Annotated in this window: 26 protein-coding genes; 14 read left to right on the forward strand and 12 right to left on the reverse strand. The window is 31.8% G+C overall.

Annotated elements, in window-relative coordinates:
* Positions 1–3: 3 nt before the first annotated feature.
* Complete coding sequence (locus tag FM121_RS05095; RefSeq protein ID WP_086951315.1) at positions 4–657, reverse strand: GTP pyrophosphokinase; 654 nt, start codon at positions 655–657, stop codon at positions 4–6.
* 149 nt (positions 658–806) lie between these two features.
* Here FM121_RS05095 and FM121_RS05100 point away from each other — a divergent pair, with 149 nt between their 5' ends.
* Both FM121_RS05100 and FM121_RS05105 read left to right on the forward strand, forming a co-directional pair.
* Positions 807–1,391 (forward strand): CYTH domain-containing protein, encoded by a 585-nt coding sequence (locus tag FM121_RS05100; RefSeq protein WP_086951079.1) that lies wholly within the window; start codon positions 807–809, stop codon positions 1,389–1,391.
* Between the two features lie 102 nt (positions 1,392–1,493).
* Positions 1,494–2,111 (forward strand): DsbA family protein, encoded by a 618-nt coding sequence (locus tag FM121_RS05105; RefSeq protein WP_086951080.1) that lies wholly within the window; start codon positions 1,494–1,496, stop codon positions 2,109–2,111.
* Positions 2,112–2,140: 29 nt separating this feature from the next.
* Here FM121_RS05105 and FM121_RS05110 read toward each other — a convergent pair whose 3' ends face one another.
* From FM121_RS05110 to FM121_RS05120, 3 genes are all read right to left on the reverse strand, one after another.
* Positions 2,141–2,965, reverse strand: a complete 825-nt coding sequence (locus tag FM121_RS05110; RefSeq protein ID WP_086951081.1) for a glycerophosphodiester phosphodiesterase — start codon at positions 2,963–2,965, stop codon at positions 2,141–2,143.
* Between the two features lie 99 nt (positions 2,966–3,064).
* On the reverse strand, positions 3,065–4,876 hold the full coding sequence (gene pepF / locus FM121_RS05115) for an oligoendopeptidase F (RefSeq protein ID WP_086951082.1): 1,812 nt from the start codon (positions 4,874–4,876) through the stop codon (positions 3,065–3,067).
* Between the two features lie 25 nt (positions 4,877–4,901).
* Complete coding sequence (locus FM121_RS05120) at positions 4,902–6,038, reverse strand: competence protein CoiA (RefSeq protein ID WP_086951083.1); 1,137 nt, start codon at positions 6,036–6,038, stop codon at positions 4,902–4,904.
* Positions 6,039–6,149: 111 nt separating this feature from the next.
* Between FM121_RS05120 and queG the strand changes: the two genes are divergently transcribed.
* The 3 genes from queG to FM121_RS05135 all read left to right on the forward strand — a co-directional run bounded on the left by queG (position 6,150) and on the right by FM121_RS05135 (position 8,155).
* Positions 6,150–7,298 (forward strand): tRNA epoxyqueuosine(34) reductase QueG, encoded by a 1,149-nt coding sequence (queG, locus tag FM121_RS05125; RefSeq protein WP_086951084.1) that lies wholly within the window; start codon positions 6,150–6,152, stop codon positions 7,296–7,298.
* A gap of 61 nt (positions 7,299–7,359) precedes the next feature.
* Entirely contained in the window at positions 7,360–7,575 is a 216-nt protein-coding gene (locus FM121_RS05130; protein WP_086951085.1) for a hypothetical protein, read from the forward strand.
* 133 nt (positions 7,576–7,708) lie between these two features.
* A complete protein-coding gene (locus FM121_RS05135) occupies positions 7,709–8,155 on the forward strand; it encodes a DUF4231 domain-containing protein (RefSeq protein ID WP_086951086.1) in 447 nt (148 codons plus the stop codon).
* A gap of 55 nt (positions 8,156–8,210) precedes the next feature.
* Here the strand turns inward: FM121_RS05135 and FM121_RS05140 are convergent, their stop codons facing one another.
* The 3 genes from FM121_RS05140 to FM121_RS05150 all read right to left on the reverse strand — a co-directional run bounded on the left by FM121_RS05140 (position 8,211) and on the right by FM121_RS05150 (position 11,860).
* Positions 8,211–9,152 (reverse strand): alpha/beta hydrolase, encoded by a 942-nt coding sequence (locus FM121_RS05140; RefSeq protein WP_086951087.1) that lies wholly within the window; start codon positions 9,150–9,152, stop codon positions 8,211–8,213.
* Positions 9,153–9,172: 20 nt separating this feature from the next.
* Positions 9,173–9,808 carry a TetR/AcrR family transcriptional regulator gene (locus FM121_RS05145; protein ID WP_086951088.1) on the reverse strand — a complete coding sequence of 212 codons (636 nt, stop codon included), beginning with the start codon at positions 9,806–9,808 and terminating at the stop codon, positions 9,173–9,175.
* 111 nt (positions 9,809–9,919) lie between these two features.
* The gene (locus FM121_RS05150; RefSeq protein WP_086951089.1) at positions 9,920–11,860 is read right to left on the reverse strand and encodes an ABC-F family ATP-binding cassette domain-containing protein; all 1,941 of its coding nucleotides are present in this window, start codon (positions 11,858–11,860) and stop codon (positions 9,920–9,922) included.
* A 187-nt stretch (positions 11,861–12,047) separates the two neighbouring features.
* On the opposite strand from FM121_RS05150, the gene FM121_RS05155 reads away from it, so the two are divergent.
* A complete protein-coding gene (locus FM121_RS05155; RefSeq protein WP_086951090.1) occupies positions 12,048–12,683 on the forward strand; it encodes a redox-sensing transcriptional repressor Rex in 636 nt (211 codons plus the stop codon).
* Positions 12,684–12,734: 51 nt separating this feature from the next.
* Here FM121_RS05155 and FM121_RS05160 read toward each other — a convergent pair whose 3' ends face one another.
* The gene (locus FM121_RS05160; RefSeq protein ID WP_086951091.1) at positions 12,735–13,319 is read right to left on the reverse strand and encodes a class I SAM-dependent methyltransferase; all 585 of its coding nucleotides are present in this window, start codon (positions 13,317–13,319) and stop codon (positions 12,735–12,737) included.
* Between the two features lie 15 nt (positions 13,320–13,334).
* A complete protein-coding gene (locus tag FM121_RS05165) occupies positions 13,335–13,973 on the reverse strand; it encodes a CPBP family intramembrane glutamic endopeptidase (RefSeq protein WP_086951092.1) in 639 nt (212 codons plus the stop codon).
* Between the two features lie 168 nt (positions 13,974–14,141).
* Here FM121_RS05165 and groES point away from each other — a divergent pair, with 168 nt between their 5' ends.
* A complete protein-coding gene (gene groES, locus FM121_RS05170) occupies positions 14,142–14,426 on the forward strand; it encodes a co-chaperone GroES (protein WP_086951093.1) in 285 nt (94 codons plus the stop codon).
* A gap of 26 nt (positions 14,427–14,452) precedes the next feature.
* Positions 14,453–16,084, forward strand: coding sequence for a chaperonin GroEL (gene groL, locus FM121_RS05175; protein WP_086951094.1), 1,632 nt, complete (start codon positions 14,453–14,455; stop codon positions 16,082–16,084).
* A gap of 91 nt (positions 16,085–16,175) precedes the next feature.
* On the opposite strand, the gene FM121_RS05180 is transcribed toward groL, so the two are convergent.
* From FM121_RS05180 to FM121_RS05190, 3 genes are all read right to left on the reverse strand, one after another.
* Positions 16,176–17,576 (reverse strand): reverse transcriptase domain-containing protein, encoded by a 1,401-nt coding sequence (locus FM121_RS05180; protein WP_086951095.1) that lies wholly within the window; start codon positions 17,574–17,576, stop codon positions 16,176–16,178.
* A 2-nt stretch (positions 17,577–17,578) separates the two neighbouring features.
* A complete protein-coding gene (locus FM121_RS05185; RefSeq protein WP_086951096.1) occupies positions 17,579–18,229 on the reverse strand; it encodes an SLATT domain-containing protein in 651 nt (216 codons plus the stop codon).
* 161 nt (positions 18,230–18,390) lie between these two features.
* Positions 18,391–19,677: a tyrosine-type recombinase/integrase gene (locus tag FM121_RS05190; protein WP_086951097.1), complete on the reverse strand. Its 1,287-nt coding sequence runs from the start codon at positions 19,675–19,677 to the stop codon at positions 18,391–18,393.
* Positions 19,678–19,815: 138 nt separating this feature from the next.
* Between FM121_RS05190 and FM121_RS05195 the strand changes: the two genes are divergently transcribed.
* The 6 genes from FM121_RS05195 (at position 19,816) to FM121_RS05220 (ending at position 26,242) form a co-directional block, all read left to right on the forward strand.
* A complete protein-coding gene (locus tag FM121_RS05195) occupies positions 19,816–20,265 on the forward strand; it encodes a hypothetical protein (RefSeq protein WP_086951098.1) in 450 nt (149 codons plus the stop codon).
* A 76-nt stretch (positions 20,266–20,341) separates the two neighbouring features.
* Positions 20,342–20,950 (forward strand): recombinase family protein, encoded by a 609-nt coding sequence (locus FM121_RS05200; RefSeq protein WP_179203797.1) that lies wholly within the window; start codon positions 20,342–20,344, stop codon positions 20,948–20,950.
* Positions 20,951–21,201: 251 nt separating this feature from the next.
* Positions 21,202–23,412, forward strand: coding sequence for a LysM peptidoglycan-binding domain-containing protein (locus tag FM121_RS05205; protein WP_086951100.1), 2,211 nt, complete (start codon positions 21,202–21,204; stop codon positions 23,410–23,412).
* A gap of 1,042 nt (positions 23,413–24,454) precedes the next feature.
* Positions 24,455–24,646, forward strand: coding sequence for a hypothetical protein (locus tag FM121_RS05210; RefSeq protein ID WP_086951101.1), 192 nt, complete (start codon positions 24,455–24,457; stop codon positions 24,644–24,646).
* Between the two features lie 295 nt (positions 24,647–24,941).
* Positions 24,942–25,781, forward strand: a complete 840-nt coding sequence (locus tag FM121_RS05215) for a hypothetical protein (protein ID WP_086951102.1) — start codon at positions 24,942–24,944, stop codon at positions 25,779–25,781.
* Between the two features lie 176 nt (positions 25,782–25,957).
* Positions 25,958–26,242, forward strand: a complete 285-nt coding sequence (locus FM121_RS05220; RefSeq protein ID WP_086951103.1) for a hypothetical protein — start codon at positions 25,958–25,960, stop codon at positions 26,240–26,242.
* Positions 26,243–26,350: the final 108 nt, after the last annotated feature.

Consider the following 26,350-nt stretch of genomic DNA (forward strand, 5'->3'; position numbering starts at 1 on the left):
TATTTAATCTTCATTCTCTTTTCTGATTCTTTTTTTACGAGGTCTTCGATAAGAAAATAAATGCTGAGCCTCTTGGATTTCATCTCTTATTTTCGACATTTCTTCATCTAATAAATAAGCAGCTTCAGCCGTTAATTCTAACCGTGTATTAATTTCTTCTGGAAACTCACCTTGATATTTGTAATTAAGCGAGTGTTCGATTGTTGCCCAAAAATTCATTGCTAACGTTCTAATTTGAATCTCCACTAAAATTTTCTTCTCACCAGAAATCAATTGAACTGGGTATTCTATCACTAAATGATATGATCGGTAACCACTTGCTTTTTTGTTAGCAATATAATCTCTTTCTTGGATAATTCTAAAATCATTACGTTGTCTTAATAAACCAACCACTTCATAAATATCTTCAACAAATTGACACATAATTCTTAATCCAGCAATATCTTGGACATCATTATCCACTCTATCTAAATCGATATTTCTAATTTTAGATTTGGTTAAAATACTATCTAAAGATTTTACCCGACCTGTTACAAATTCAATCGGTGTATGTAAATTATTTTCCTGATATTGTGTTCTAATACTTCTCAATTTAACTTTAAGCTCTGAGACAGCTTGTTCATACGGTGCTAAAAACAACTTCCATTCACTATCCATCATTTTCCAATCCCCGCCCTTATTCTTAAACATACATCGTATATTTTATCATAATTAGACGCAAAACGTTAGGGCTTTAAAAACATAAAAGATGTTATAAATTGTTTTTATTTCAATAAAGAGGTAAAATATTAAATTGAGGTGTTCTTATGACAAAAGAGTTAGAAATAGAATTTAAAAACCTATTAAGTGAAATCGAATATGATATACTTCTAGCCGAGTATCATTTAACTGAACTTCATACACAAACTAACATTTACTTTGATACAGAAGACTATCAACTTAAACACAAAAAAATAGGCCTTAGAATTAGAAAAACCAATAATTATACTGAATTAACATTAAAAATACCTACTTCTGATCAACATACTTTACTAGAAGTAACCGATCAACTTGATACTTATTTAGAGGGCAAGACTTTAGATGAACAAATCTTACCTGAAATAAGTGAAGTTGCTATTTTTTTGAGTCAACAAGGGATTAAATTATCAGATTTGATGGTAATTGGTGAGTTAACTACAACTCGGGGGGAAATTAATATAAAGTCAAACGTTTTACTAGTTTTAGATAAAAGTAATTACTACGGTAAAACGGATTATGAATTAGAAATGGAAGTTATTGATGCAAAAGATGGAGAGTTGTTTTTCTTAAATTTTTTAAAAGAACATAATATTCCAATCCGAAGTGCAGAAAAAAAAATAGCTCGAATGATGACGCATAAAAAAACTTTATAGCATAACAAATTTCACAAGCCTTTTCCTTTAGTTTCTATACCTTTTTTGATAGATTATAGGTAATTAAAGGCAATTAGGTTTTTGGTTAGGAGGCTCTTGCTAATGATTGAAATCTACCTTTTTATCAATCCTTTAGATGATCAAAGTTTAGTAGCAGAAAAAAAATATTTAGACATTATTGCAAAAGAAACAGAAAAAATCCATTTCAGATTGATTCCAGTTCTGAATCCTAGAGTTATTCAAAACTATTTAATCACAAATAATTGGACAACTCATAGTTTAAAACATCGTAATGAGCTATTCAGTACTATCTACTCAGCTTGTTTAGATTTAAAAGCTGTTCAACTACAAGGTAAACAAATTGGCCGCACTTTTTTATATGAACTTCAAAAAAGAGTGGGCAGTCAGAAACAGGTTTATTCAAAATGCCTAGTTAATGATATTTTAATGTCTATTGGTGTGGACTTGGAGCTTTACGAAGCGGATCGAGCTTCTAATTTAGTTGTTGATTTTTTTAAAATTGATCAGCAAATCGCCCAAGAAATGAATGTCACATCATTTACTGATGCTGTCATATTTAACTACCGTTGTGACCGTGATTTCGGTGTTTTAGTTACTGATGACATGCCCCATTCTGTTATTAAGCAATTATTAGAATCTGACTGTAGTTTTGAGAAATACTATGATTCAGATGAAAATGACCGATTACATTTATATTAAAACAAACAGAGGATGACCAAGTTTCACGGTCATTCTCTGTTTGTTTTTCTGTTCTCTTTTTCTAGCACCAAGGCTTTTCCCGTAAAATTAGTAAAGTATGTATCTACATTAAGATTTATTGCTTTTTTTATGTCATCTGAACGATTCAAAGTCCATACACTGACTGTTTTTTTATTTTTGTGAATATTTTCTATATTTTCTTCTGTCATTAGTTTTTTACTAACTCCAAATATGTCTACAACCGAATGTTTGATAGTTTGATCCAGAGTCTTTTGATCTTTGACTAAAAGTAATTTTTTCATCTTAGGAAATGTTTCATTTAGTTTTTCTAGTGTTTTTACCTTAAAAGACTGAACGATTATTTTATCTTTTAACTTAGCCTGCTGTACTTCTTCTTTAAACAATTCAATCTGCTCATCCTCACCTTTTAATTCAATAACATAAGTGACAGTATCTTGATATCGTACAAAAACATCCCTTAATCTATGGATTTTTTCAGCATTTTTAGTTTTTAATTTATCAATTTCATCATCTGTCATTTCACCATATTTTTTATCTTCTCCCGTTAATCTTTTGGCATTTAAATCATGAGAAACGTACAAGGTTTTATCTTTTGATGTGACTAAATCTTGTTCGATATATTGACTACCATAACTAATGGCTAAGTCATATGCTTCAAATGTATGTTCAATTTCTTCTCCTGAAGCTCCTCGATGGGAGTAAACATGTTCCACCCCAATATTATGACTGTTTTTTTCTTGGTACTTATCCCATACTATATACCACCATGACAAACCTAACAAAAATAAAAATACTAAGGATAGTACTTTAGGTAAACTGCTTTTTTTATACATTATTATCCTCCAAATAATTAATAACTTTCTTTTAAAAATAGTATACAGTAAAAAAAACGAGATTGGCTAAAAAATACCTACCTCGTTTACTTTTTTATCTTATAATGTTTCAATCAATGCTTCAAATTCGTTTAATCTTACTTCAAAGACTTTCATTGCATCACGAATATAATCAGCTTTAGTCATATCCACACCTGCTTTTTTCATGACTTCGATTGGATAGTCACTACTTCCAGCTTTTAAGAATCCTAAATAGTTGTCTAATGCGTTCTCTTCACCTTTAATAATCTTATCTGATAATGCAGAAGCTGCTGAGAAGCCTGTTGCGTATTGGAAAACATAATAGTTGTAATAGAAATGAGGAATACGGCTCCATTCAAATGAGATTTCACGATCTTTTTCAACTTCAGCTCCATAATATTTAGCATTCAATTCAGCATAATAATCACTTAGATATTCACTTGTTAATGGGATTCCTTTAGCATCCTCTGTATGAATAAAGTGTTCAAATTCAGCAAACTGTGTTTGTCTAAAGATTGTTCCTTTAAATCCATCTAAGTAATGGTTTAAAACAAACGCTCGAACTTTCGGATCTGTTTCTGTTTTTAACAAGTATTCTGTTAAAAGATTTTCATTAGTCGTTGACGCAATTTCAGCTAAGAAAATTGAATAGTCTCCGTAAACGTATGGTTGTGTTTTACGTGTATAGTAGCTATGGACACTGTGTCCCATCTCATGAACCAATGTGTATAAATGATTGATACTGTCATGCCAATTTAGTAAGATGTATGGTTTTGTGTCGTAAGCACCAGAAGAATAAGCACCACTACGCTTTCCTTTATTCTCCACGACATCAATCCATCGATCAGAATAGGCCTCTTTGACAATTTCTTGATACTCTTCACCTAAAGGCATTAATCCTTTTAATGAAATATCTTTGGCTTCATCATAAGAATACTTAATTGGTGCATCACCTAAAACTGGTGTGTACATATCATACATATGTAATTTTTCTACATTAAGTAATTTTTTGCGTAAACCAACATAGCGGTGTAGTAAATGTAAATTCTCACCAATAACTTCTAGTAATGTATCATAAACTGCTTCTGGAATGTGATTAGCACTTAAAGCTGCTTCCCTAGCTGAAGAATAATTTCTAACTTTCGCACTAAAATTATGCTTTTTAACGTTTGTTCCTAAAGTACTTGCAAATGTATTTCTAAATTGCTCATAAACACTATATAAAGCCTCAAAAGCTTCTTGACGCACTTCACGATTAGTACTTTCCATTAATTGTCCAAATAAACCACTAGATAATTCTACATTATGCCCTTCATCATCTTTAACGATTGGGAATTTTAAATCAGCATTGTTTAAGACTGAAAAAGTATCCCCAGCAGCTGATAAAATTTCACTCGCATTTGCTAATAACTCTTCTTCCTTAGCCGACAAAACGTGAGCTCTTTCATCTGTCATTTCTTTAATGAAATAACGATAGATTTCTAACTCTTTATTTTCTTCAAAATAGGCGTTAATTTCTTCGTCAGTCAAACTTAATAGTTCAGGTTGGAACCAAGACAATGCGGCACCTGATTGTGCTGCCAATGTACTTGCACGAGCATATAAAGCTTGATACGTTGTATTTCCCGTATCTTGATCATTTTTCAAATGTGAATACACATAGATTTTTTCAACTTCACGATGAACGGCTAATAAATAATCGATTGCTTTTAAAAATTCTGATGACCCTTGGCTTAATGTTCCTTGGAAGTTACCTGCTTCTTTTAATTTTTCACTTAATGCTTCGTATGCCGTATTAAATGCTTGATCATCTTTAAAAATCGGCGTTAAATCCCACGTTTCCTTGACTGATAAATCTGTTCGATTTGGTAATTGTTTTGCTTCACTCATTATTTAATAACTCCCCTCTCATAATTTACTTATTAATCATACCATATTTTAATGGAATTCCTAAAAATTCCTGACTAGATTTTTTTAAATCTAACTTATGTCCAGTGTAATAATAGCCATCGTCTCTTCTAATAACTAACCGATTCTGTATCAAAAAACATAAATAAAGAGAAAGATGATATTTTACAAACTGAGAGAAAGAGATTAAACAATATGATTCTACATTTTGGCCTTTTATTTCTTCATAAATTTCTTGATACGTTACTTTTTGATTACTTCTAATAAATTCATATATTTGATACCGCCAAATATATTCTTGTTCCTTTAAAACAACACTTTGAAAACTTGGTAAGATGATTATTTCCGGTAAGTTTCTGATATTCAAACCCTTTTTATAAAAATATTCTTGTACAGACAAAGTACATTTATTTTTTTGATTTAACTGCCTATTCCAACTGTCTATTCTTTTTTCACAGGCAATCCTTGATCTGATTTCGTAACTAATTTTTGGATGCTTTTCTAAAGGAAATCTGACTATACTAAGAAAATTTTCTTTTTCTAATTGAAATAGTCTTGTTTGAAAAAAATTTTGCCAAACGCTAGAAACTAAAAAATATTTATTTTGAATAGTTTTTGCTTCAACATCCATCTCCCATACATAGAAACCGATTTCTTTAGATAAATAAATAAACTGTCGCTGCAACTGACTGATCTTATCTTTGAATTGTAGTTTATTACCTAAGATCCAAATCACTTGATACCCCAAAGATTGATAATTTAGCGTTCTTTCTTTAAAACGCTCTATACTAAGTGGACTACACTGAAATTCAATTACTATTCTATGATTAATCAACAAGTCTGGACGTTGATTTAATTCTGGTAAATAAGCTTCTACTTCATACTCAATTTTATATTTCCGACAATTATCTGCCATTATTTTTTTTCCTTTTAGATGTTCTTCTGATTCATTTTCTGAAAATGATAGACATAGACTATTTTTTTTGTGAGCAAAATGAGGCATCATAATTGAGCCATTTTTAATGATAAGTTCCTCTTTACATCCTGGGCAATAACACTCCGTTTTTCTTAATTGGTTGATTTCATGTCTACTTAGGCAACTTAAATTTATTTGTTTACCCTTTTCACTTTCTGCAATTAACATCTGTCCCTCCTCCTCTTCACTTTAAAAATTCGAATTCTAAATGATTTTAAGTTGAAATTTTAGAAAAGATATCAGATACTTATAAAAAAAGGGAAAGGATCTAACTTTACAATGTATGAAAATTTAAAAGAACAAATAATTGCAGGAAGCAAAAAAATCGGCATTGATAAAATTGGGTTTACTTCTGCAGATCCTTTCGATCACTTAAAGCCTAGTTTAGTCGAACAAAAAGAAAATAATCATACAACCGGATTCGAACACCCTAATATAGACGAGCGGGTTTATCCAGAATTAATATTTGATCAACCAAAATCAATTATTTCAATTGCTTTAGCTTATCCATCACGTATGACTTCTCGTCCTGAGAAAATTCGCGGAGAAAAAAGAGGCAAATTTGCAAGAGCTTCTTGGGGAACAGATTATCATGACGTGCTAAAAGATCGAATGGCTAAATTAATTAATTACATTCAGGACATCAGCATTGATCATCCCGAAATTACTTTTAAGCCAATGGTTGATACTGGAGAATTAATTGATGTTGCGGTTGCACAACGAGCAGGGCTTGGCTTTATTGGTAAGAATGGCTTACTTATAACTGAAGAATTTGGTTCGTACGTTTATTTAGGTGAAATCATCACAAATATCCCTTTCGAACCTGATAATCCTAAAGAGAATCAATGTGGTAGTTGTACTAAATGTATCGACTATTGTCCCACTTCTGCTTTACTTGGTGACGGACGAATGAATGCCACTCGTTGCCTTTCCTATCAAACACAAACCAAAGGCATGATGCCTGAAGAGTTTCGCCCCAAAATAAGAACTATTATTTACGGATGTGATATTTGCCAAGAAGTATGTCCTTTTAACAAAGGAAAAGACAGTCATTATCATAAAGAAATGGAGCCAGATCCAGAAATCGTTCAACCTTTACTTAAACCTTTATTAACTATTTCAAATAAAGAATTTAAGACTAAATTTGGTATTCTTGCTGGCTCTTGGCGAGGAAAAAAGCCCATTCAACGAAATGCTATTATCGCTTTAGCAAATTCAAGAGATAAAACGGCTGTTCCTAATTTATTGAGGTGTATTGAAGAAGATCCCAGACCAGTTATTCGTGGAACAGCTGCTTGGGCACTAGGTATTTTAGGAACTGGTAATGAAGAGATTAAACATTTTCTGATTGAATTTTTGGATAAAGAAGATGACGAAGAATCAAAAAAAGAGTTTATTAACGCAATAAAATTATTAGATAATCAATAAAATTATTTAATGTTACTTATTACAAGCGTATAATGATAATAATATGTTAGGAGTTTGATAAATGGAAGATTTAGGTATTATTATTGCAACTATCGGTTTTTGTTTACTTAGTTTTAGATTTACTGACTACTTTTCTTACTTGTCCAAATGGCAAAAAATTGGACTATTTTTACTTTTTATCGGCTTAATTGTCTTAGTTTTTTTCAACAACGCTATCGACTTTTTCAAAAGTTTTTTTGATGGTATTCATGACGGGTTTTTTTATAATAGTAATTAGCATCTCTACGTTCTTTTTTCATGCCATTCAGATGACAAAAAAACACTAAAAACGTTTTTAACCTAAAATAAGATTGAAATCATTCTTTTTTTATACTAAACTGTGTATATGTATAATAAAAAAGGAGAATCAAATGTTTATGTATGAAAATTTTAATTATTTAGATGATCGAGTGGACAAGCAACTTCAACATTATAAGAAAAAAGAGAATTGGTTAAAGTTTTTCTATACCATCATTTTCTTTATTCAAGTCGCTGCTGCTGCTTCACTTCCCTTAATCACGTTGTTATCAGATACGTTGTTTAAAAATATTATCATCAGTTTATGTGGTGTTATCATTCTTATTAGCCAACTGCTCTTTAGTACGATTAACTTTAAAGAACAGATTCAAGATTGTAAGGAGATTATTTTTCTAATGGAGACAGAAAAATATTTATATTTGAATCATAGTGGTAAATACGCTCAAAAAACATCAGATGAAAAAATTGATTTATTTGTTGGTGAAATCGAAAAATCTTTTAATGGTTTTTCAAAAAAAACGCTCAAACCAAAAAGAAAAAGAGAAATTGAATTTAATTAATATAAAAAAACGGTACTGATTTCTAACTACAGAAATCAATACCGTTTTTATCATTTTATTTTAGTTTTTCATTTAAGAAATCATCCGTCATGTCTGATATTTCTTTCGCTTTTGTATGATGTAAATAGTGACTACCTTCTAATATCTTTATATCTGACTGTTCACTATTCTTTACCATATCTTGATGTATTTTTAACCAATTATCATCCGGTTCCGTACTTTCTGTTGCTAAAAAATACATAATTGGCAATTCTTCTGGATATTTAATATCTAGCGTCTTTTTAAAATTTTCTGGCATTGCCTTAGCTTCATTCATAGTACCTTTAGAACCAATATTTTTAAATGATAAATATTTATATTGTTCTTTCAATTCAGGTGTAACATTGGGGAGATTCAACATCGTTTCATCTGTATTAGCAAGTAATCTGAATACTCCAGAATGACTTAAAAAGCTTATCATTCCTTCTTGATTATCATCGCCTTTCCCTTGCGCTGGTAAACTACTGTCAATTCCCACAAAGGCTTCTACTTCATCAGGATATTTTTTTATATAATCTAAAGAATAGACGCCTGAAATTGAATGCGCCATTAAAGTATATTTTTTAATTCCTTTTTTTTCCAGTACTGTATGGATTTCTTCTGTTAACGTATTAACCGAACGTTCTTTTTTGGTGTCATCACTTAATCCATAACCTAATGGCTCAATAACAACGACCTCGTATGTTTTTTCTAGCTCGTCTGTTAATTGTTTAAAATCAATCACAGGAGAAGCTGTCATAAAACCTGGTAAAAGAACAATTGTTTTATTTCCTTTTCCGGAAATACTAACTTGCATATTTTCTCCATTTACTTCAACGGACTCACCATAAGTTTCAATTTTATCTTTTTCATTGTGTAATTTTATTTTATTATTTATAAACAAACCTGCAAAAAATATAACAATGATTGCTAGAATCCCTAAAAAGATGAAACCTATTATTTTCAGACCTTTTTTCATATAGTTTTTCTCCTCATTTTTTAGTCAAGAGTTACCTCTTCTAATATTTTATCAACAATTTTTTCACTCAATACGTCAATGCCACTAGCCTTTAAAACAAACTGAGCTGTTTTCAATTTATCCACAAATGTCTCCAACGTATTAGGGAACAATGACTGAATAAACCACGTGCTTATCAAAAGTAATACTACCTCTGACATTTGTTTTGGTGATTCAGTTTCAATAGAACCATCAGCCATCCCTTCCTTAATACAAGACTCGATTTCCGGACTCAAGTTATTCACTATTTGGCAATTATAAAGAGAGGAAAATGTTGGATCTGTTAATAACGCTAACGAATTTTTAGTAGATGACATGATTTCTTTATTAAACATGCTTTCTAATAATATTTCTTGAATTTTTTCTAATCCATTCAACTCTGATTTTTCTTTAATTCTTCTCAATATTTCTTTTTTAAGAACGAAACGGTCTGCTATTCCCACTATAATGTCATGCTTAGAATCAAAATGATGATAAACAGCCCCTCTTGTTAAACCATCTAAACCAGAAACAATATCACTAATTGACGTTTGCTCATAACCTTTTTTAATAAATAAAACTGCTGATGTATCTAAGATCATATTCTTAGTCTGTTCCGCTGTATATTTTTTCCCCAAAATCGTCCCTCCTAAAAAACATTCAATCGGTATGTTTTTAATTTAACTCATTTTTTTTAAAATGTCAAAAAAAAGTTGCGACTTATGTCAACAACTTTTAATTAATCTATTTTATTCAAATTCTTCTAACTCTAAAGACATGTTTTCCCAATCTTCTAGTAACTTTTCTTGTTTTTCAAATGATTCATTTAATTTATCATTTAATTTTTTCAAAACTTCATGATCTTCTAAATTACTCGGTATTTCCATTTCCTTTTGAATAGTATCAACCACTTCTTCAATTTCATGTAATTCAATTTCTAATTGTTCCACTTGCCTTTCAAGTTGACGTTTTTCTTTTTGCTTTTGTTTATCTAAGACAAAGTTCTTTTTAGTATCCGTTACAACCTCAGAAACGTCAGAAATATCCTCGTTTAGTAATACTCTTAATTGCTCTTCTTCTAATTTTTTTTCTAAATAATAATCATAGTTCCCATGGTATAGTTTACTTCCTTCTTCTGACAATTCTAAAATACTCGTCGCAATTCGGTTAATAAAATACCTATCATGAGAAACAAAAAGCAGTGTTCCTTCATAATCAATTAACGCGTTCTCTAGTACTTCCTTACTATCAATATCCAAATGGTTAGTCGGCTCATCTAAGATTAGAAAATTATCTCGATTCATAGATAGTTTCGCTAACGCCACACGTGCCTTTTCTCCACCACTTAGTAAAGGAATTGTTTTTTTTACATCCTCACCAGAAAAAAGAAAACTACCCAAAATAGTTCGGATATCTTTTTCTGGTGTTGTTCGATGATCTGACCATAATTCTTCTAAGATTGATTGATGAGAAGTTAAATTTGCTTGTTCTTGATCATAATAGCCTACCGTCACATGATGACCCAATTTTTTCTCGCCTTTAATCAAAGGTAGCTCGTCAATAATTGTCTTTAACAACGTTGATTTTCCTACTCCGTTTGGTCCTACTAAAGCTATAGATTCCTGTTTCCTGACTTGAAAATCAATTGGCTCACACAAAATAGTATTGTCATAACCTATTGCAGCTTGCTCTATTTCTAAAACTTCCCTACCTGATTGTCGCTCTATTCCAAATAAGAAATGTGCCGATTTTTCATCTCCTTGCGGTCGATCCATTCGGTCCATTTTCTCTAATTGTTTTCTACGACTTTGGGCACGTTTAGTTGTTGAAGCACGAACTAAGTTTTTGGCTACAAAATCTTCTAGCTTAGAAATTTCTACTTGTTGTTTTTCAAATTCTTTCCATTCTCGTTCTAATCGTTCTGCCTTTTGATCTAGATAACGACTATAATTCCCTTTATAATGACTGATTTTCATACGACTAATTTCATAAACTTCTTGAACAATTTTATCTAAAAAATATCGATCATGAGAGACGATTAGTAATGCCCCACGATAATTTTGTAAATAATTTTCTAACCATCCTAATGTTTCAATATCTAAATGATTGGTTGGTTCATCCAAAATAAGTAAGTCTGGTTTTTCTAGTAGTAACTTGGCCAATGCTAGTCGTGTTTTTTGACCACCAGATAAATTACTAATCAAATGATTCAAGTAGCTCTCATCAAATCTAAAGCCATGCAATACTGACTTAATTTCAGATTCATAACCGTAACCATTTAAATCATTAAATTTATGTTGCAAGCGATCATATTCATTCAACACTTGCTCATACTGTTTCACATTTTCTTGAACAGCCACATCTGAAATTTGATTTTCCAATTCTCTTAAACGACGTTCCATTTTTTGAATGGGTTCAAAAACTGTTAACATCTCTTCCCAGATTGTTTTAGTTGATTCCAATCCAGTATGTTGATCTAAATACCCCATCGTCAAATCTTTTGTTTTTGATATTGCACCTTGATCTGCTTCTTCTATGCCCGCTAAAATTTTTAATAATGTTGATTTTCCCGTACCATTTCGCCCTACTAAAGCAATACGACTTCTATCTTGAACTTCTAATTGTATATTTTGAAATAGCACCTCATCACCAAAAAGACGTGCCACCTGATTTGCTTGTAATAAAATCATTTCGCTCTCCACCTTTAGTATTCTTTGCTTAGTTTATCATATTATTTAAAGTAAAAGATAACTCATTTGTGATTATTCTCATCTTTTCCAAGCGTTAAAATTGCTTTTAATTAATTCAGACGGTATTCTATTAACGTGAAGTTAATAACAATGCTTAACGTTTATTATAATAAGTGAGGGAAAAAATATGAAAGAAGCTATCATTCCAAAGGCTACAGCAAAACGTTTGCCTTTGTATTATCGATATTTAAAATTTTTATTTGATTCAGGAAAGACTAAAGTATCATCAACTGAATTAAGTGAGGCTGTAAAAGTAGACAGCGCTACTATCCGTCGTGACTTTTCATACTTTGGTGAATTAGGCAAACGTGGTTACGGTTATGATGTTGAAAGTTTAATGAATTTTTTTGCAAAAACGCTTAATGAAGACAAATTGACCAATGTTGCCCTAGTGGGTGTCGGAAACTTAGGACACGCCCTTATCAATTATCGTTTCCATCAAAGTGACAGTATTCGTATTAGTGCAGCCTTTGATATTGATGAAGATATTGTTGGACGTATACTAGATGGCGTGCCAGTCTATTCTTCTAAGGAACTTATTCAACAAATTAAGGAACAACATATTGAAGTTGCTATCTTAACTGTTCCGACACAATCAGCACAAGAAAATACTGATCGCCTTGTTGAAGCCGGTGTTAAAGGTATCATGAATTTTACACCTGTTCGAATTAATGTACCAGATAATGTTCAAGTTCAAAATGTTGATTTAACAAATGAGATGCAAACATTAATTTACTTCTTATCACACTACAAAGAAGACTAAATAAAAAAGAGTATTAATTTATCCTAGTTTCAGGGTAAGTTAGTACTCTTTTTACTTCTTCTTTCCAACTAAAATAGCTGAATGGCTTTTTCCATTAAGTTCTTCTTGATAAACTATTTCAAAACCTTGTACTTCAAATCGCTGCTTATACTTATCTACAGACCACAATCGAAACTTCATCATTTTCATTAACCCTCGAACAAGCATAAAACTTAGTTTATTTCGTTTAAATAAAGGAACAATCACAATAAATTGTCCCTTATCACATAGGACGCGATTAACTTCCTGTAAAACAGTATCGATATCTGAAACAACATGCAATGTATTGATTGCTAAAACGGTGTCAAAAGAACTCGTTTCAAAAGTTAGATTCGCAGCATCTTGCACCGAAAAATGAACATTTTCTATTTGATCTTTTTTCTTAGCTTGAGCGATCATTTCGTTAGAAAAATCACTTCCCTCAACAAAACTCACCTCTTTTGATAAAGATCGTGACATATTTCCCGTACCAGAGCCTATTTCAAGCAATTGGTCATCTGGCTTAATATGCTTTTTAACAGCCTCGAAGAACAGTTCATTAACACCTACATCTTCTGTTAGTTTAGGAACTAAACGATCCCAAAAGCTCGCTTTCATCTTTCCACTCCTTTTTTAGTTCATCATTAATTGTAATAAAATAACTAAGGTATTCATTCCCGCATGAGCAATAATCGAAGTTAGCACCGAACCTGTTTTTTTATATAGTAGAAAAAAGAAAAGACCTAAACTACCATAAAGTAAAAAATGACCATCCCCGTGCATCACAGAAAATATTGCTGAACTAATAATAGCACTAAACCAAATATTTAATTTTTGATTTAAAAAATTAATCAAACTAAAACGAAAAATAAATTCTTCCATAATAGGACCTGCTATTGTGACTGCCAGAATAAAAAATGGAGAAGATCGAACCATATTGGCAATATTTTGAGTATTTTGGGAGCCAATTGCCTGTTTTAATACGATTATTTCAAACATCCCTATGACCGTTTGTAAAAACCAACTTATGATAATACCAAGTAAGCCAATCATAATAATTTTTGAAAGCGGGACGCCTTTTTTTGATAAGGTTCTTTCTTTTGTAGTTTTTAGATTTATAAAGCTTAATGCAACCGCCCCTAATAAATACATCACAGCTGTTAAATTAGTCTCCATTCCTTTTGGTACTAATAAAAGGGTAAATAATAGTGGGCTATTTAAAACCCCTAAAAAAATAAACACACTAAATAGCGTATTTTTGTTAATATTCATAACACCATCTCCAGATATTTTTCTTCATCATACCACATAAAAAAGTATCTCCTCATCAAAATTCTTGCAAATATATTTTTTTATAGGTATGATGTAAGAGTAGTTTAGCACTCATTAATATCGAGTGCTAAAAAGTAACATCATCTTTTATTTATGGAGGGATATCAATTGTTAAAACCATTAGGAGATCGCGTTATGATCGAAGTTAAAGAAGAAGAACAAAAATCTGTAGGTGGCATCGTCTTAACGTCTGCTGCTAAAGAAAAATCACAGTCCGGCGTTATTGTTGCTGTAGGTCCAGGACGGACACTTGATAATGGTACAACGTTACCTATTTCAGTTGAAGTTAACCAAACTGTTATCTTTGAAAAATATACTGGTCAAGAAGTTAAATATGATGGTAAAGAATATCTAATCATTCATGAAAAAGATATTGTAGCAATCGTTGAATAAAAATAAATTATGAGGTGACATTAATTATGACAAAAGATATTAAATTTTCAGAAGACGCACGTAGTTCTATGATGCGTGGTGTTGATACATTAGCTGATATTGTAAAAGTAACATTAGGGCCCAAAGGACGTAACGTTGTTTTAGATAAATCATTTGGTTCACCATTAATTACTAACGATGGTGTAACGATTGCTAAGGAAGTTGAACTAGAAGATCGTTTTGAAAACATGGGCGCTCAATTAGTGGCTGAAGTGGCTTCTAAAACAAACGATATCGCTGGTGATGGCACAACAACTGCTACTGTCTTAACTCAAGCGATCGTTCGTGAGGGACTTAAGAATGTAACAGCTGGTGCTAACCCAATCGGTATTCGTCGTGGGATTGAGCTTGCAACTAAAAAAGCTGTTGAAGAATTACACGCTATTTCTAAACAAGTTGATTCAAAAGAAGCTATCGCACAAGTTGCTGCTGTTTCTTCAGGAAGCGATACTATTGGAGAATTAATCTCTGAAGCTATGGAAAAAGTTGGTAATGACGGTGTTATTACTATTGAAGAATCAAAAGGTATCGAAACAGAATTAGACGTTGTAGAAGGTATGCAATTTGATCGTGGGTATTTATCACAATACATGGTAACTGATAACGACAAGATGGAAGCTGTTTTAGAGAATCCATATCTTTTAATTACAGATAAAAAAATCTCAAGCATTCAAGATATCTTACCTTTACTAGAACAAATTTTACAACAAAATAAACCGTTATTAATTATTGCGGATGATGTTGATGGGGAAGCTTTACCGACACTAGTCTTGAATAAAATTCGTGGAACATTTAACGTTGCTGCTGTTAAAGCTCCTGGCTTTGGCGATCGTCGTAAAGAAATGTTAGAAGACATTGCGACATTAACTGGTGCAACTGTTATTACAGATGAACTAGGCTTAGACTTAAAAGAAACAACCATTGAAGCTTTAGGTACAGCAAGTAAGGTTGTAATTGATAAAGACAATACTGTCATCGTTGAAGGTGGCGGAAATAAAGAAGTGATTAGTAACCGAGTGGCTTTAATTCGTTCTCAAATTGCTGAAACAACTTCTGACTTTGATCGTGAAAAACTACAGGAACGTTTAGCTAAATTAGCTGGCGGAGTTGCCGTGGTTAAAGTTGGAGCTGCTACAGAAACTGAGTTAAAAGAATTAAAATTACGTATTGAAGATGCTTTAAACGCTACTCGTGCAGCTGTTGAAGAGGGAATCGTTTCTGGTGGTGGTACTGCCTTTGTTAATGTTTTACCTAAACTAACAGAACTTGATGTAACTGGCGACGAAGCAACTGGTGTCAACATCGTTTTACGTGCTTTAGAAGAACCAGTACGTCAAATTGCTGAAAATGCTGGTTTAGAAGGTTCTGTAATTGTTGATAAATTAAAACAAGCTGAACAAGGTGTTGGTTACAATGCTAAAACTGACGAATGGGTTAACATGATTGAAGCTGGAATCGTTGATCCTACTAAAGTTACTCGCTCTGCTTTACAAAATGCAGCAAGCGTTTCTGCTTTATTATTAACAACTGAAGGCATTATTGCCGACAAACCATCTAAAGACATGCCTATGATGCCAGGTGGAGGAATGGACCCATCAATGATGGGCGGTATGATGTAAACTCTTTAAAAGAGAACCGTTGATATAAAAGGAACCACATGAGGATTTTTGTCTCATGTGGTTTTTTTGATGTGGAATGTGATGTGAAAATTTAAGATATTACATTTATAATATCTTTTTCTTGTTTCCTAATCACATTATATACATGCCTTTTAAAATTCTTCTCAATTCTTTCTTTGTACTCCTCTGGAGATTCAGAATCATCCTCTTGAAAGTATAAATCTCTATTTGAATAATTCTCAACTTTTTTTAAAAATTCTATTTTTTCATCTAAGCTAAAATTATCTGGTCTAAAAATATAGTTTGTATCTTTATAATTAAATTTAAGCTCTTTAAATGCTATTGTAAATTTTTTTACTTCTCTAAGAACTGCATCTTTCTTAAAATCAGGCAATTTATTTAATATTCTTAACAATTTCTTTTCTATCAAGCTATCCAAATGATACAAAACGCTTACGCCATCTAATTGACTATAGAAAAAAAGCCACCCATATCTTTTTTCACTAGAAGAAGACATGCTATCTAGTTTACTTGTGACTGCTCCTGTAATGATTAAATTAATACTATGAATAAATTTTGCAGTAGCCACATCACCTTTATTACTGTATTTATAAACCTGAATTAGCTTTATTAATCTTTTTTCTATTTTTTGAACACCTGCGTCCTTAATAGTCATTTTTACAACATTATCTTTATCCACATAAGTTTTATACCCTAAAAAATCAAAACTTTCTTTTATACTACCATGCTTCTCTTTATTTGTATTTATCTCTAATTTAAGCTCATCATCTATTTTCAGTTTCACTTCTTCTATAATTTCTTCCAAGGATATTTCGTTACAAAAAATCAATATGTCATCAACATATCTTGTATAAAACAAATCTGTCCTCTTATTATAATGAGTGTCAAAATCTTTCATATAAATATCTGCTAAAATATTTGATATGGAAATACCTTGAGGAATTCCCTTATCTAACGAAGTCACTCCCGTTTCGTTTTTTACTGCTTTCATTATAATTTTTACTTCATATTCCTCTAATTTTGAAGATAATTTTTTCTCTAACTCATCATGATTTAAGCTATTATAAAACCCCTTAATATCTATTTTTAAAAAATGAGTATATCTATTTATATTCTGTTTTATTTTTTTTATGTGAGTTTGAGGTATTTCTTGTTTTGATATTTCACGATAAAAATTACTATATAAAAACAAGTGTAATATCTTCAAACATATTTTATCCCTCAACGTAGGAATAGAAATACATCTAGGCACTTCGTTTCTATTTTTTATAAATAGAACCTCACGATAACTTTTAAATTCATACACTTCTTTTAATAAATCACTTTGTAAGCTATTTACTATTCCTTGCCTATTGTTTGAAAAATGAGTATACGTCATTCCATCATTTCCTACAGCAGTATCCCATTTAATAGTTTCGTCTATCACATAATCTAAGTATGGTTTCTCTAAATCATTTTTTAATCTAGTCATTCTTATACCCCTGTAGAACTTTGATACATTTCTATATCAAATAATTTAAATGCTAAAATAATTAAAGGTATTAAAAATAACACTATTTGAACGGTTACATTTTTAATAGAACACCACTTTAATTTCCTTTTATCCTTTTTAGATATTTTTCCTTTGAGTTTTTTATTTGGTTTCTCTTTACTTAATTCTGATTGAACAAATTTTTTGAAATCTAAATCTGTGTGATTTTCATGATTCTCTAGAATATTTTCATATTCTTCTTTAATATCTTCAAAATCAGACATACCAAAGTAATTATCTCCAAGTATTTTCGATTTCACTTTAATTTCTAATTTTGATAGCTCCAAATAACATTTTCTAAAATCCTGTGCCTCTTCATTATAGCCAGCCTTATATTGAAATATATTTACACTCGGGAGTACTGCAGAAATCATTGACGCCCATATTGAGATTTTGAAACCATCAGGATAAGACAAGTTTAAAAAAGTCATCACGGCAAGAGCACCTGAATAATAAATCAAATAATAATTTAATCTTTTATTTTTATTTTTTCTATCTAATTCTGCATCCATTCTTACCTTTTTGGTTACCCAAACATTATCGTCTGACCACTTTTTAAGTTCTTCTTTTAAAATATTATTACTTTCTTCCAATTTAAATAACACTCCTTTTAAAAAACAGCTGAGAGAGGGCTTTTAATTTTAACTATAAGTACTAAGTCCAATAACAATATCAATAAAATGATATTGTCTTAATAAGTGATGTGAGTATATTGTAAATTATCTTTTACAATACCAATGTTCTCTCTCAGCTATTACCATTTTAACATTGTCTTCGGAAATTTAAAATCCAAATAATCCACCATACATTTTATACGTTCTGAGGAAGGATTTACATAGTATCTTTCCGTCATAGAAATACTAGAATGCCCCAACGCCTCACTTACAAGTTCTAAAGGCATATGGTTATTCAACAATCTTGTTCCAAACGTGTGCCTTAGTATATGAAGATTGAAGTACCTTACGTCAGGATACCTACTAACTACATCCTTCATAAACAACTGCCACTTTTGACTAATGGAATGTGGAGCATACGGTTGACCTAATTTGTTCTTAGTTTCAGGTATAAATAATGGATACGTAGCATTCCATGTAATCGTATCCCTATTCTTTTCAGTAAATTTATTACGAATTTCAATTTGTTCTTGGATAAGTTCTTTTAACTCATCCGAAATATAAACTTCCCGAGACTTCCCGTTCTTAGGTGTATCTATAACCAGTCTCTTTTCTTTTGATGAATTAATACTTTTATCAATTGTAATCACATTCCTACTAAAATCAAAGCTACTATTAATATCAAGAGCTATTAACTCTCCCCTTCTCATACCTGTATTAAGGGCTAAAAATACGAATAATCCCCACGACAAATTAACTTTAAAAGCCTCTTCTATAATGACTTCTGTTTCATATTTACTAAAATAATCAACTTTTTTATTTTTTGAATTATCTCTTTTCTTAAGAGCTGTAGGTAAACTTAATTCATATTGTCTAACAGGATTAGAAATTATTACTTTCTTTGATACAGCATAATCAAATATCTTTATAAGAATAGCTGAATATTTTCTAACCGTTTCTTGACTTAATTCTTGGTTACGCTTTTTACCATTTCTAACATCATTGAACCTTAATTTCTTATAAAAACCATCGAGCAAATCATGGTCAATATCTTTAACAGGTATAGTTCCAATTTCTTGGAGGATATATTTAATTTTAATTACAGCTTCTTCTCTTCCCCTGTTAGAAATATACTCATCATTAAACCGTTCTTTTTCCCAAACTTTATAAAAGTTCCTAAACAGAGGATTGTCTGTATTAGATAATCCACCTAATAGTAGATGTTCCCCATTCGCCACAAATTCATCAATTTGCCTTTCAATATCAATCCTAGCTTTGTTTTCAGTAAGTTCCTTAGATGAGAACGTCTTAGCCTTAGTTTTTTGTCCATTAGTCAACAAGAAAACAGGTTGCATGTAATAAGAACCCGATTTCCTTTGAACAATTTTAGGTGTATTAGCCAAAACATCTATCGTTTTTTGTTCCATAGACTACCTCCTATCCTTTACTACTATTAATTTAATGATACCAAATATCCCAAATATTACGAGAAGAAATTTAGGATTTGACTTAAGTTCTGAACGAAGCTATCATCTGACCAACACTTACAGAAAGAGGTTTTAACTATGACTAAACAAGAAAAAAAACTAAGTGCAACAGCAATGATGAGACAAGCTATCCCACCTATCTTAAAAGAAAAATTTAAGGATGGTGCTACGTTTGATGAATTATGGAATGAACTGCTAAAAGATAAAGAGTTAGGTAAATTAATGATAAATTGTGATAAGAAACCTAGATACGGTCTGCTCCAAGGTTTGACAAATCGTATAAAAGATAATAAGGAAGAAAATATTTCCCTAATAAAAAAATCTGATGGTAAAAATTACTACATCTATTACGACAACACCATCCAAAAAATAACAAAACTAACAGAGAACTACCTTTCATCTATTACTACGATAACTTTAGATGAGGAAACAAAGCTTACTAAAGAAACGGAAAAACTGCTAAAAGAACATCAATCTTTAATAAAAAAATTAAATAATTTAAACCAAAATTTGATTGCTATAAAATAAAAAATCTACTTCCCCATCGTTGAAAAATATTTTTATCTGAAAATGGTTATTATACCTACATAGGAGGATGATAATCATGGAACAAAAACAAACGATAAAAATAGGTTATGGGAGAGTTTTTACAACCGATAAGCAAGATGCAAGTCTAGAAAATCAGAGGGATTTATTAAAAAAATATGGATGTGAAAAAATATTTTTTGAAAAAAGTTCAGGGCGTAACGACGATAGAAAGGAATTTAAAAAATGCATTAAGCGGTGTAAATCATTAGCTAAAACAAATAAAGTGATTTTAGTGGTGGTAAAATCTGATAGGCTTAGCCGAAAATTTTCCACCTTAGTAAACACGGTAAATGAGCTAAACGAAGATAATATTGCTTTTAAATCCCTAACAGAAAGCTTTGATACGTCAACAATCGAGGGTAAATTAATGTTTAATATTCTAAGTTCTTTTGCCGAATACGAAGTCAGTCAAACGAGGGAAAGGATTAAAATGGGTATGGCTAAAGCTAAAAAGGATGGAAAATTAATAGGCAAACAAAGGAATATGGAGCGAGAAAACAAGGTCATTTCCATGTACAAAAATCGTAGCAACACTATTGAGTTCATAGCTAAAAGTAATAATATAACAACAAGAACGGTATATAATATTGCGAAAAGGCATCACGTTTCAAGAAAAGCAGATTAATAAAAAGAAAGACTTGAACCACTAAAACATAGAAGGTATAATATAATAGAAGTTGGGGTATCAGATAAATATATAAGAAATATATGAGTAGTTCAGTTCACTATGTAATCAAAATAAATAACAAACTGTAAAGTGGTCGTTAACATTGAGTTTCTAAAATGTTAATAGCTGCTTTTTTTGTTGTGTCCTGAACTACTCCCTATTTCATCTGAAATTATCCTTAAATTTATTAAAGAAAAGGAGTTTTTAATTTGGAATCAAGAAGAGATTATCGTAAATTAATGAACATCAAGAAACGCAACAAAACTTACGCAAAAATGACAATTTTGGGGGCATTGGGATTAGGTGTGGCGTTAACTAATTCAACAACAACTCAAGCAGCCGAACGTGAATGGACTGCTAACACAAGCACCACCATTAAGCAAGGCGATACGGAATACAAAATTGTTTGGGGCGACACTCTAAGCCTTATTAGCCGAGATTCAGGCATTACAATGGACACATTGGCAACTTTAAATAACATCTTAAACCAAGACCTTATTTTCGAGGGTAACATTTTGACGTTTGGCAACGGTTCAACAGCAGTCGTTAAAGACAATCAAGGCAATGTTATTGCAGAAACACCTTTAACGGATGCTGATAAGTCAGGTATTAAGGAAGCTCAAAACAAGGCTACAAACAACAATACTAACTCTAGTAATGCAAATAGCTCTTCTACTAAAACTAATGGAACAGCTACAAATACAAATACTACTAAAGGCAATAACAATAGTGGCGTAATCAATACGGTTAAACCTGTTAAACCAACTGAAAATGGTAATGGTGGAACTAATACAACTAAACCTACTAACCCAACAACGCCAGTTAAACCCGTTGACCCAATCAAGCCAGTTGACCCAATTAAACCTGTGGAAAAAGAGTTCACAATCACAGTAAACCATGTGGCAGAGGATGGAACAGTGTTAAGCAAAGAAACTAGAAAAGCCAAAGAAAATACGACAGTTGAAACTAAAGCTTTGGACTTCACTGACCGTAATTATGAACTTATTGGGGAACCTGTTCAAACAATCAATGTTAAAGAAGATGCTACAATCACTTTTAAATACAAGAAAGTGGATACTACTAAACCCGAAGTTGAGAAGGTTAGCGTAAGCATCAAACATATTGGCGACGATGGGAAAGTTCTTTCAACAGAAACACGTAAAGCAGAAAAAGGAAGTACAGTTAAAGCGGATGCGAAAGACTTCACAAATGAGGGTTATGTATTAAATGACGAAATCTCTAAATCTGTAAAAGCTCCTGAAGGTGCTGAAATTAAATTCAATTACCGTAAAATTGAAACATCAACAAACGAAGATGTGTTCAAAACTGTCAACGTGGATACTCAAGGTAAAGTCCTAGGACAAACAGTTGATACAATCAAATACGTAGAGGTTTCACGTAAAGTTGATAAATCGGTAGAAAAACTAGAGAACGGCAAAACTATAACAACCCATACGACAACAATCGTTTGGGAATTAAAAGACGTTTATGCGCCAAAACACACTGAAGAAAACCAAACAAAAGTTTTAGACGAAAGTGGCAACTTCTTAGGCGACAAAATTCCTGATGGCTACAAAGAAATCACACGCAAAACAGAAGATAATAAAACAACAGCTGCGAACGGCGATACACACACAATTCATTTAACAACCATCATTGTTAAGAAAGACCAGCCTACAACAGGTGGAGTCATTGAGGGTGAATGGAATGGCGTTCATTACGGAGCATTAGGAAATTCAGGTCAAACATTTGGAACTAAAGCAGAAGCAGACGAGTGGGCTTTCTTCAACAATCCTACGGGGAATCAAAAATACTCAACTTGGCAAGTACGTATGGCAGGAACAAACGAAATTCGATGGACGGTAGATTTTGCTAAACCAGTTGAACCAACCAACGAAGACCGTTTCGTAACCGTAAACAAAGACACAAAAGGCAATATTTTACCCGATGATTTCGATGTAAACAAATACACAGAAGTTGGTTCACAAGTAGATAACGGTGTGAAAGAAACCTTAGCAAACGGGAACACTATCACGACTTACACGACAACAATCACATGGGAATTAAAAGACGTTCACGTTCCAGAAATAATCCACACCTACGAAACGTTAGTAGTAGACCAAAACGGAACATTCTTAGGAGGAGTAATCCCTAATGGTTATTCAGAAGTAAGTCGTTCAACGGAAGATAAAACAATTCCACAAGCAAATGGCGACACATTGATTAACCACATTACAACCATTGTAGTGAAAAAAGACCAAGCACCAGTCTTACCACATGACATTGGAAACAGTGGCAAACAATTTGACACACGTATGGAGGCACATAATTGGGCAATGGATAACCATCCTGAAGGAATGGCAGGAGCTTATGGAGTTCGCCAAATGGAAAATGGAAAATATACAGTAGATTTCATGTAAGAAACCTGAACTACCCTTCACACGAGGGGTAGTTTTTTCTTTACCCCTTTCCACCGATTCTACCAAAACCAAGGGTGACCCTGACCAAAGAAACAAGGTCATACAGACTTGAAAATTCTACAGTTAGATGTGAACCTCCAGTAAAAATAACAACCTTACTATAAAATAATTATTCAAGAATATGATTACAGAAGGATTTAACTCATCTTCTTCTCCGTAAAAAGATAACAGAAACTTTATTTCAGAATCGTTTTTAAGGGGTCTAAGAGGCTTCCTGACGCGTTTGAATCACTCTTTAGTATATTTGTATCATCTGAGTCCAAAAGGCGACAGAACGCGAGACAGGCACTTTAGAAAACGAACGTTAAATATCTTTGTGAAATAAGGAGTTTATTTTCGAGGAAGTAATTATCCCTTATTTTCCCCACCCTTCTCCTTCACGAAAAATAATTTTATTTGGAGGAGGAAGTAAATATTCCATTGTTTAAAGGAATCCTAATCCCACGCCAAATATTTTTTTATAGAAGGAGGTTCTTGTTTGCCAACAATTTACAAAAAATGGGAAAATATTCCTTTAAACATCGCAAGAAAACAGATGATACAAGACGTGATGCTTCTTTGAAATAAGATGTTATACTATATTTAAGAGTCATTAAAAAACTATAAATTTGGGAGCCTCTCTGTAGACTTGTCCCCCGTCCCATCCTATTACTCCTACTCCAAGATATTAGATATTAGATATTAGAATAAGATACATAGATAGGATAAGTAGAAGGAATAAGGAAGAGAAGTAAGAATAATCCCTTAGAAAAAGAATCCTAATTTCCCACAAGTAAAATAAAACCCTAGATAAACTATTGGTCTACTACGATTGATAGTTTATTTTTTTATAAATTCAGCGGATGATAAAGAGGAACTGATTAACTAGTGCAGAAGAGGTATCATTAACTTAACGATGAGCTCCCCCACCTCATCAAATAAACTACCTAAACAATAATAAGCAAACAGCAGAAAGAGCGTGATAAAACAGGAGGAAGATAAAATGGAATTAAATCAAAAAATAAAACTATTAAAGGAAACAGAGCTCCTACTGCAAGTAAGGTATGAGGACATACAGGAGGAACTAAACATCTTAGCAGAAAGGATAGCGTGCCTCCAACAGGATAAGGTATTAATCACTCAGCAACTAAACTTAACACAGTTAAACATTGAAGATTCAAAGGGTATCCCCTAACCCCTTACTTAGTATTCTCACCCAGCGTGACCCCTTTTTTTAAGTAAAAAAGTGCAATCAAACTGCAAAACCCTAACAAAAAATGTTCTAATAAAATAAATCTTCACTTTATTTTTTTACCAAAATAACTGCAATAGTATGAAAACTATACATCCTAAAAACTTTATTATTATATATTGAAAAACTGCAACGACTTGAAATGAAAGTCAGCTGAAAATGGTTAATACAGATGTTAGCACCTACAATTTTTCCACAAAATTATAACGGTAGCTTGTACAAAAAGGAGGAAGATAAAATGGCAATAAATGAAGATGGAACATTCAACTTTAAAGTTGACGAAACACCCTTACTAACCGAGGCTTCAGGTTCACTTAAAAATACGTTCACAGACCCCGAGCAAACAGAAATACCAAGCAACATGTGGAAGAAAACTTACAGGAGGACTAACCAAAATGAACTAACTAACATTATTAAAGACGCCACTATTACACAAAGTAGCTTAATAAGATTAATAGGTTCTTATTCAACAAAGATGCTATCCAGTCTAAAGATTGATAAATCTTTAACCAGTGGTATAGAACATCGACCAAGCAAAGTATTCTACAACAATAACCTAAACATAAATCAAGCACTAACTAATGATATGTTGAGCTACATCCCCTATTCTCTTAACTATCTTAATTCTATTAGTGAAGATACAAACAATAAACTCTACCTTGATAATTTCACAATTTTTAACAATAATCTTTATTTCACAATTTTTTTAAACGAAGAATATTCTATAGCAACAGAATGCATATACTTGGAGCAAAAAGATATTCTAACTAACCATATACAAACTTTAAAGACTGATACTAATCTATTAAAAATTTTTATTACGGATACCTTTAATACCAAATCCGCTTTAGACATGTTAACCGCTAACTTAAAAGAAGATTTCATTTTCGTAACGCTTAACAAGTCATTTAAAGTGATGTATCTGAGCATCCATTCACAAGATACAAAAATACAGTTCAACAAGCAAAGCTTGCAAAAAATAACAGATAAAAAACAACGCTACCAAGATACAGAATTGTATGAGCTTATTAAAGAAAAATACGAATTCAAACGAAACATAATTCCATGTAAAAAATAACTAACCATAAAAAGAAACTAATAAACAAAGTAATAAATACCTTAATGTTAGAAACAGTGTTAGAAATCAGAGTGTCTATTCCTAGCACAATCACACTATTTTAAAAGCAATATGAGAATTTAAACAAGCTGATAAACCTAAGATGGTTTGTCATAAAAAATACAGGGGGAGATAACATGGCACACAGTACCAACGGAAGAAAAGAAATTGAACGGGTGTTTTTCAAATACACTGAACTCTATGCAAAACTTTTAAGCAGAGACAGCAAATTAACAGATACGCAACGCTTAAATCTTATCGAGAAATTCGAAATGGGTCATATGATAGCGGAATATTTTTACTTCCACAAACAAGCAATATTAGAGACAGACATAATTTTTGTGGCGGTAAAAAACTCTTTAAAGAGTTTGGAAGATGCTTACCAACAATTCAACAAAAAAAAAGTAACAAAAAATAGGTAAACGTAATTTTGAGATAAAAATGACGGGAGTTAAAATAGAAAACGGTCATGCTTTTACTTAGAAGTATGACTATGGTTTTCCTGATAAATAAGGCTTTATGGTAGTAAG

Source organism: Vagococcus fluvialis bH819 (genome assembly GCF_900163795.1).
Classification (GTDB): Bacteria; Bacillota; Bacilli; order Lactobacillales; family Vagococcaceae; genus Vagococcus; species Vagococcus fluvialis_A.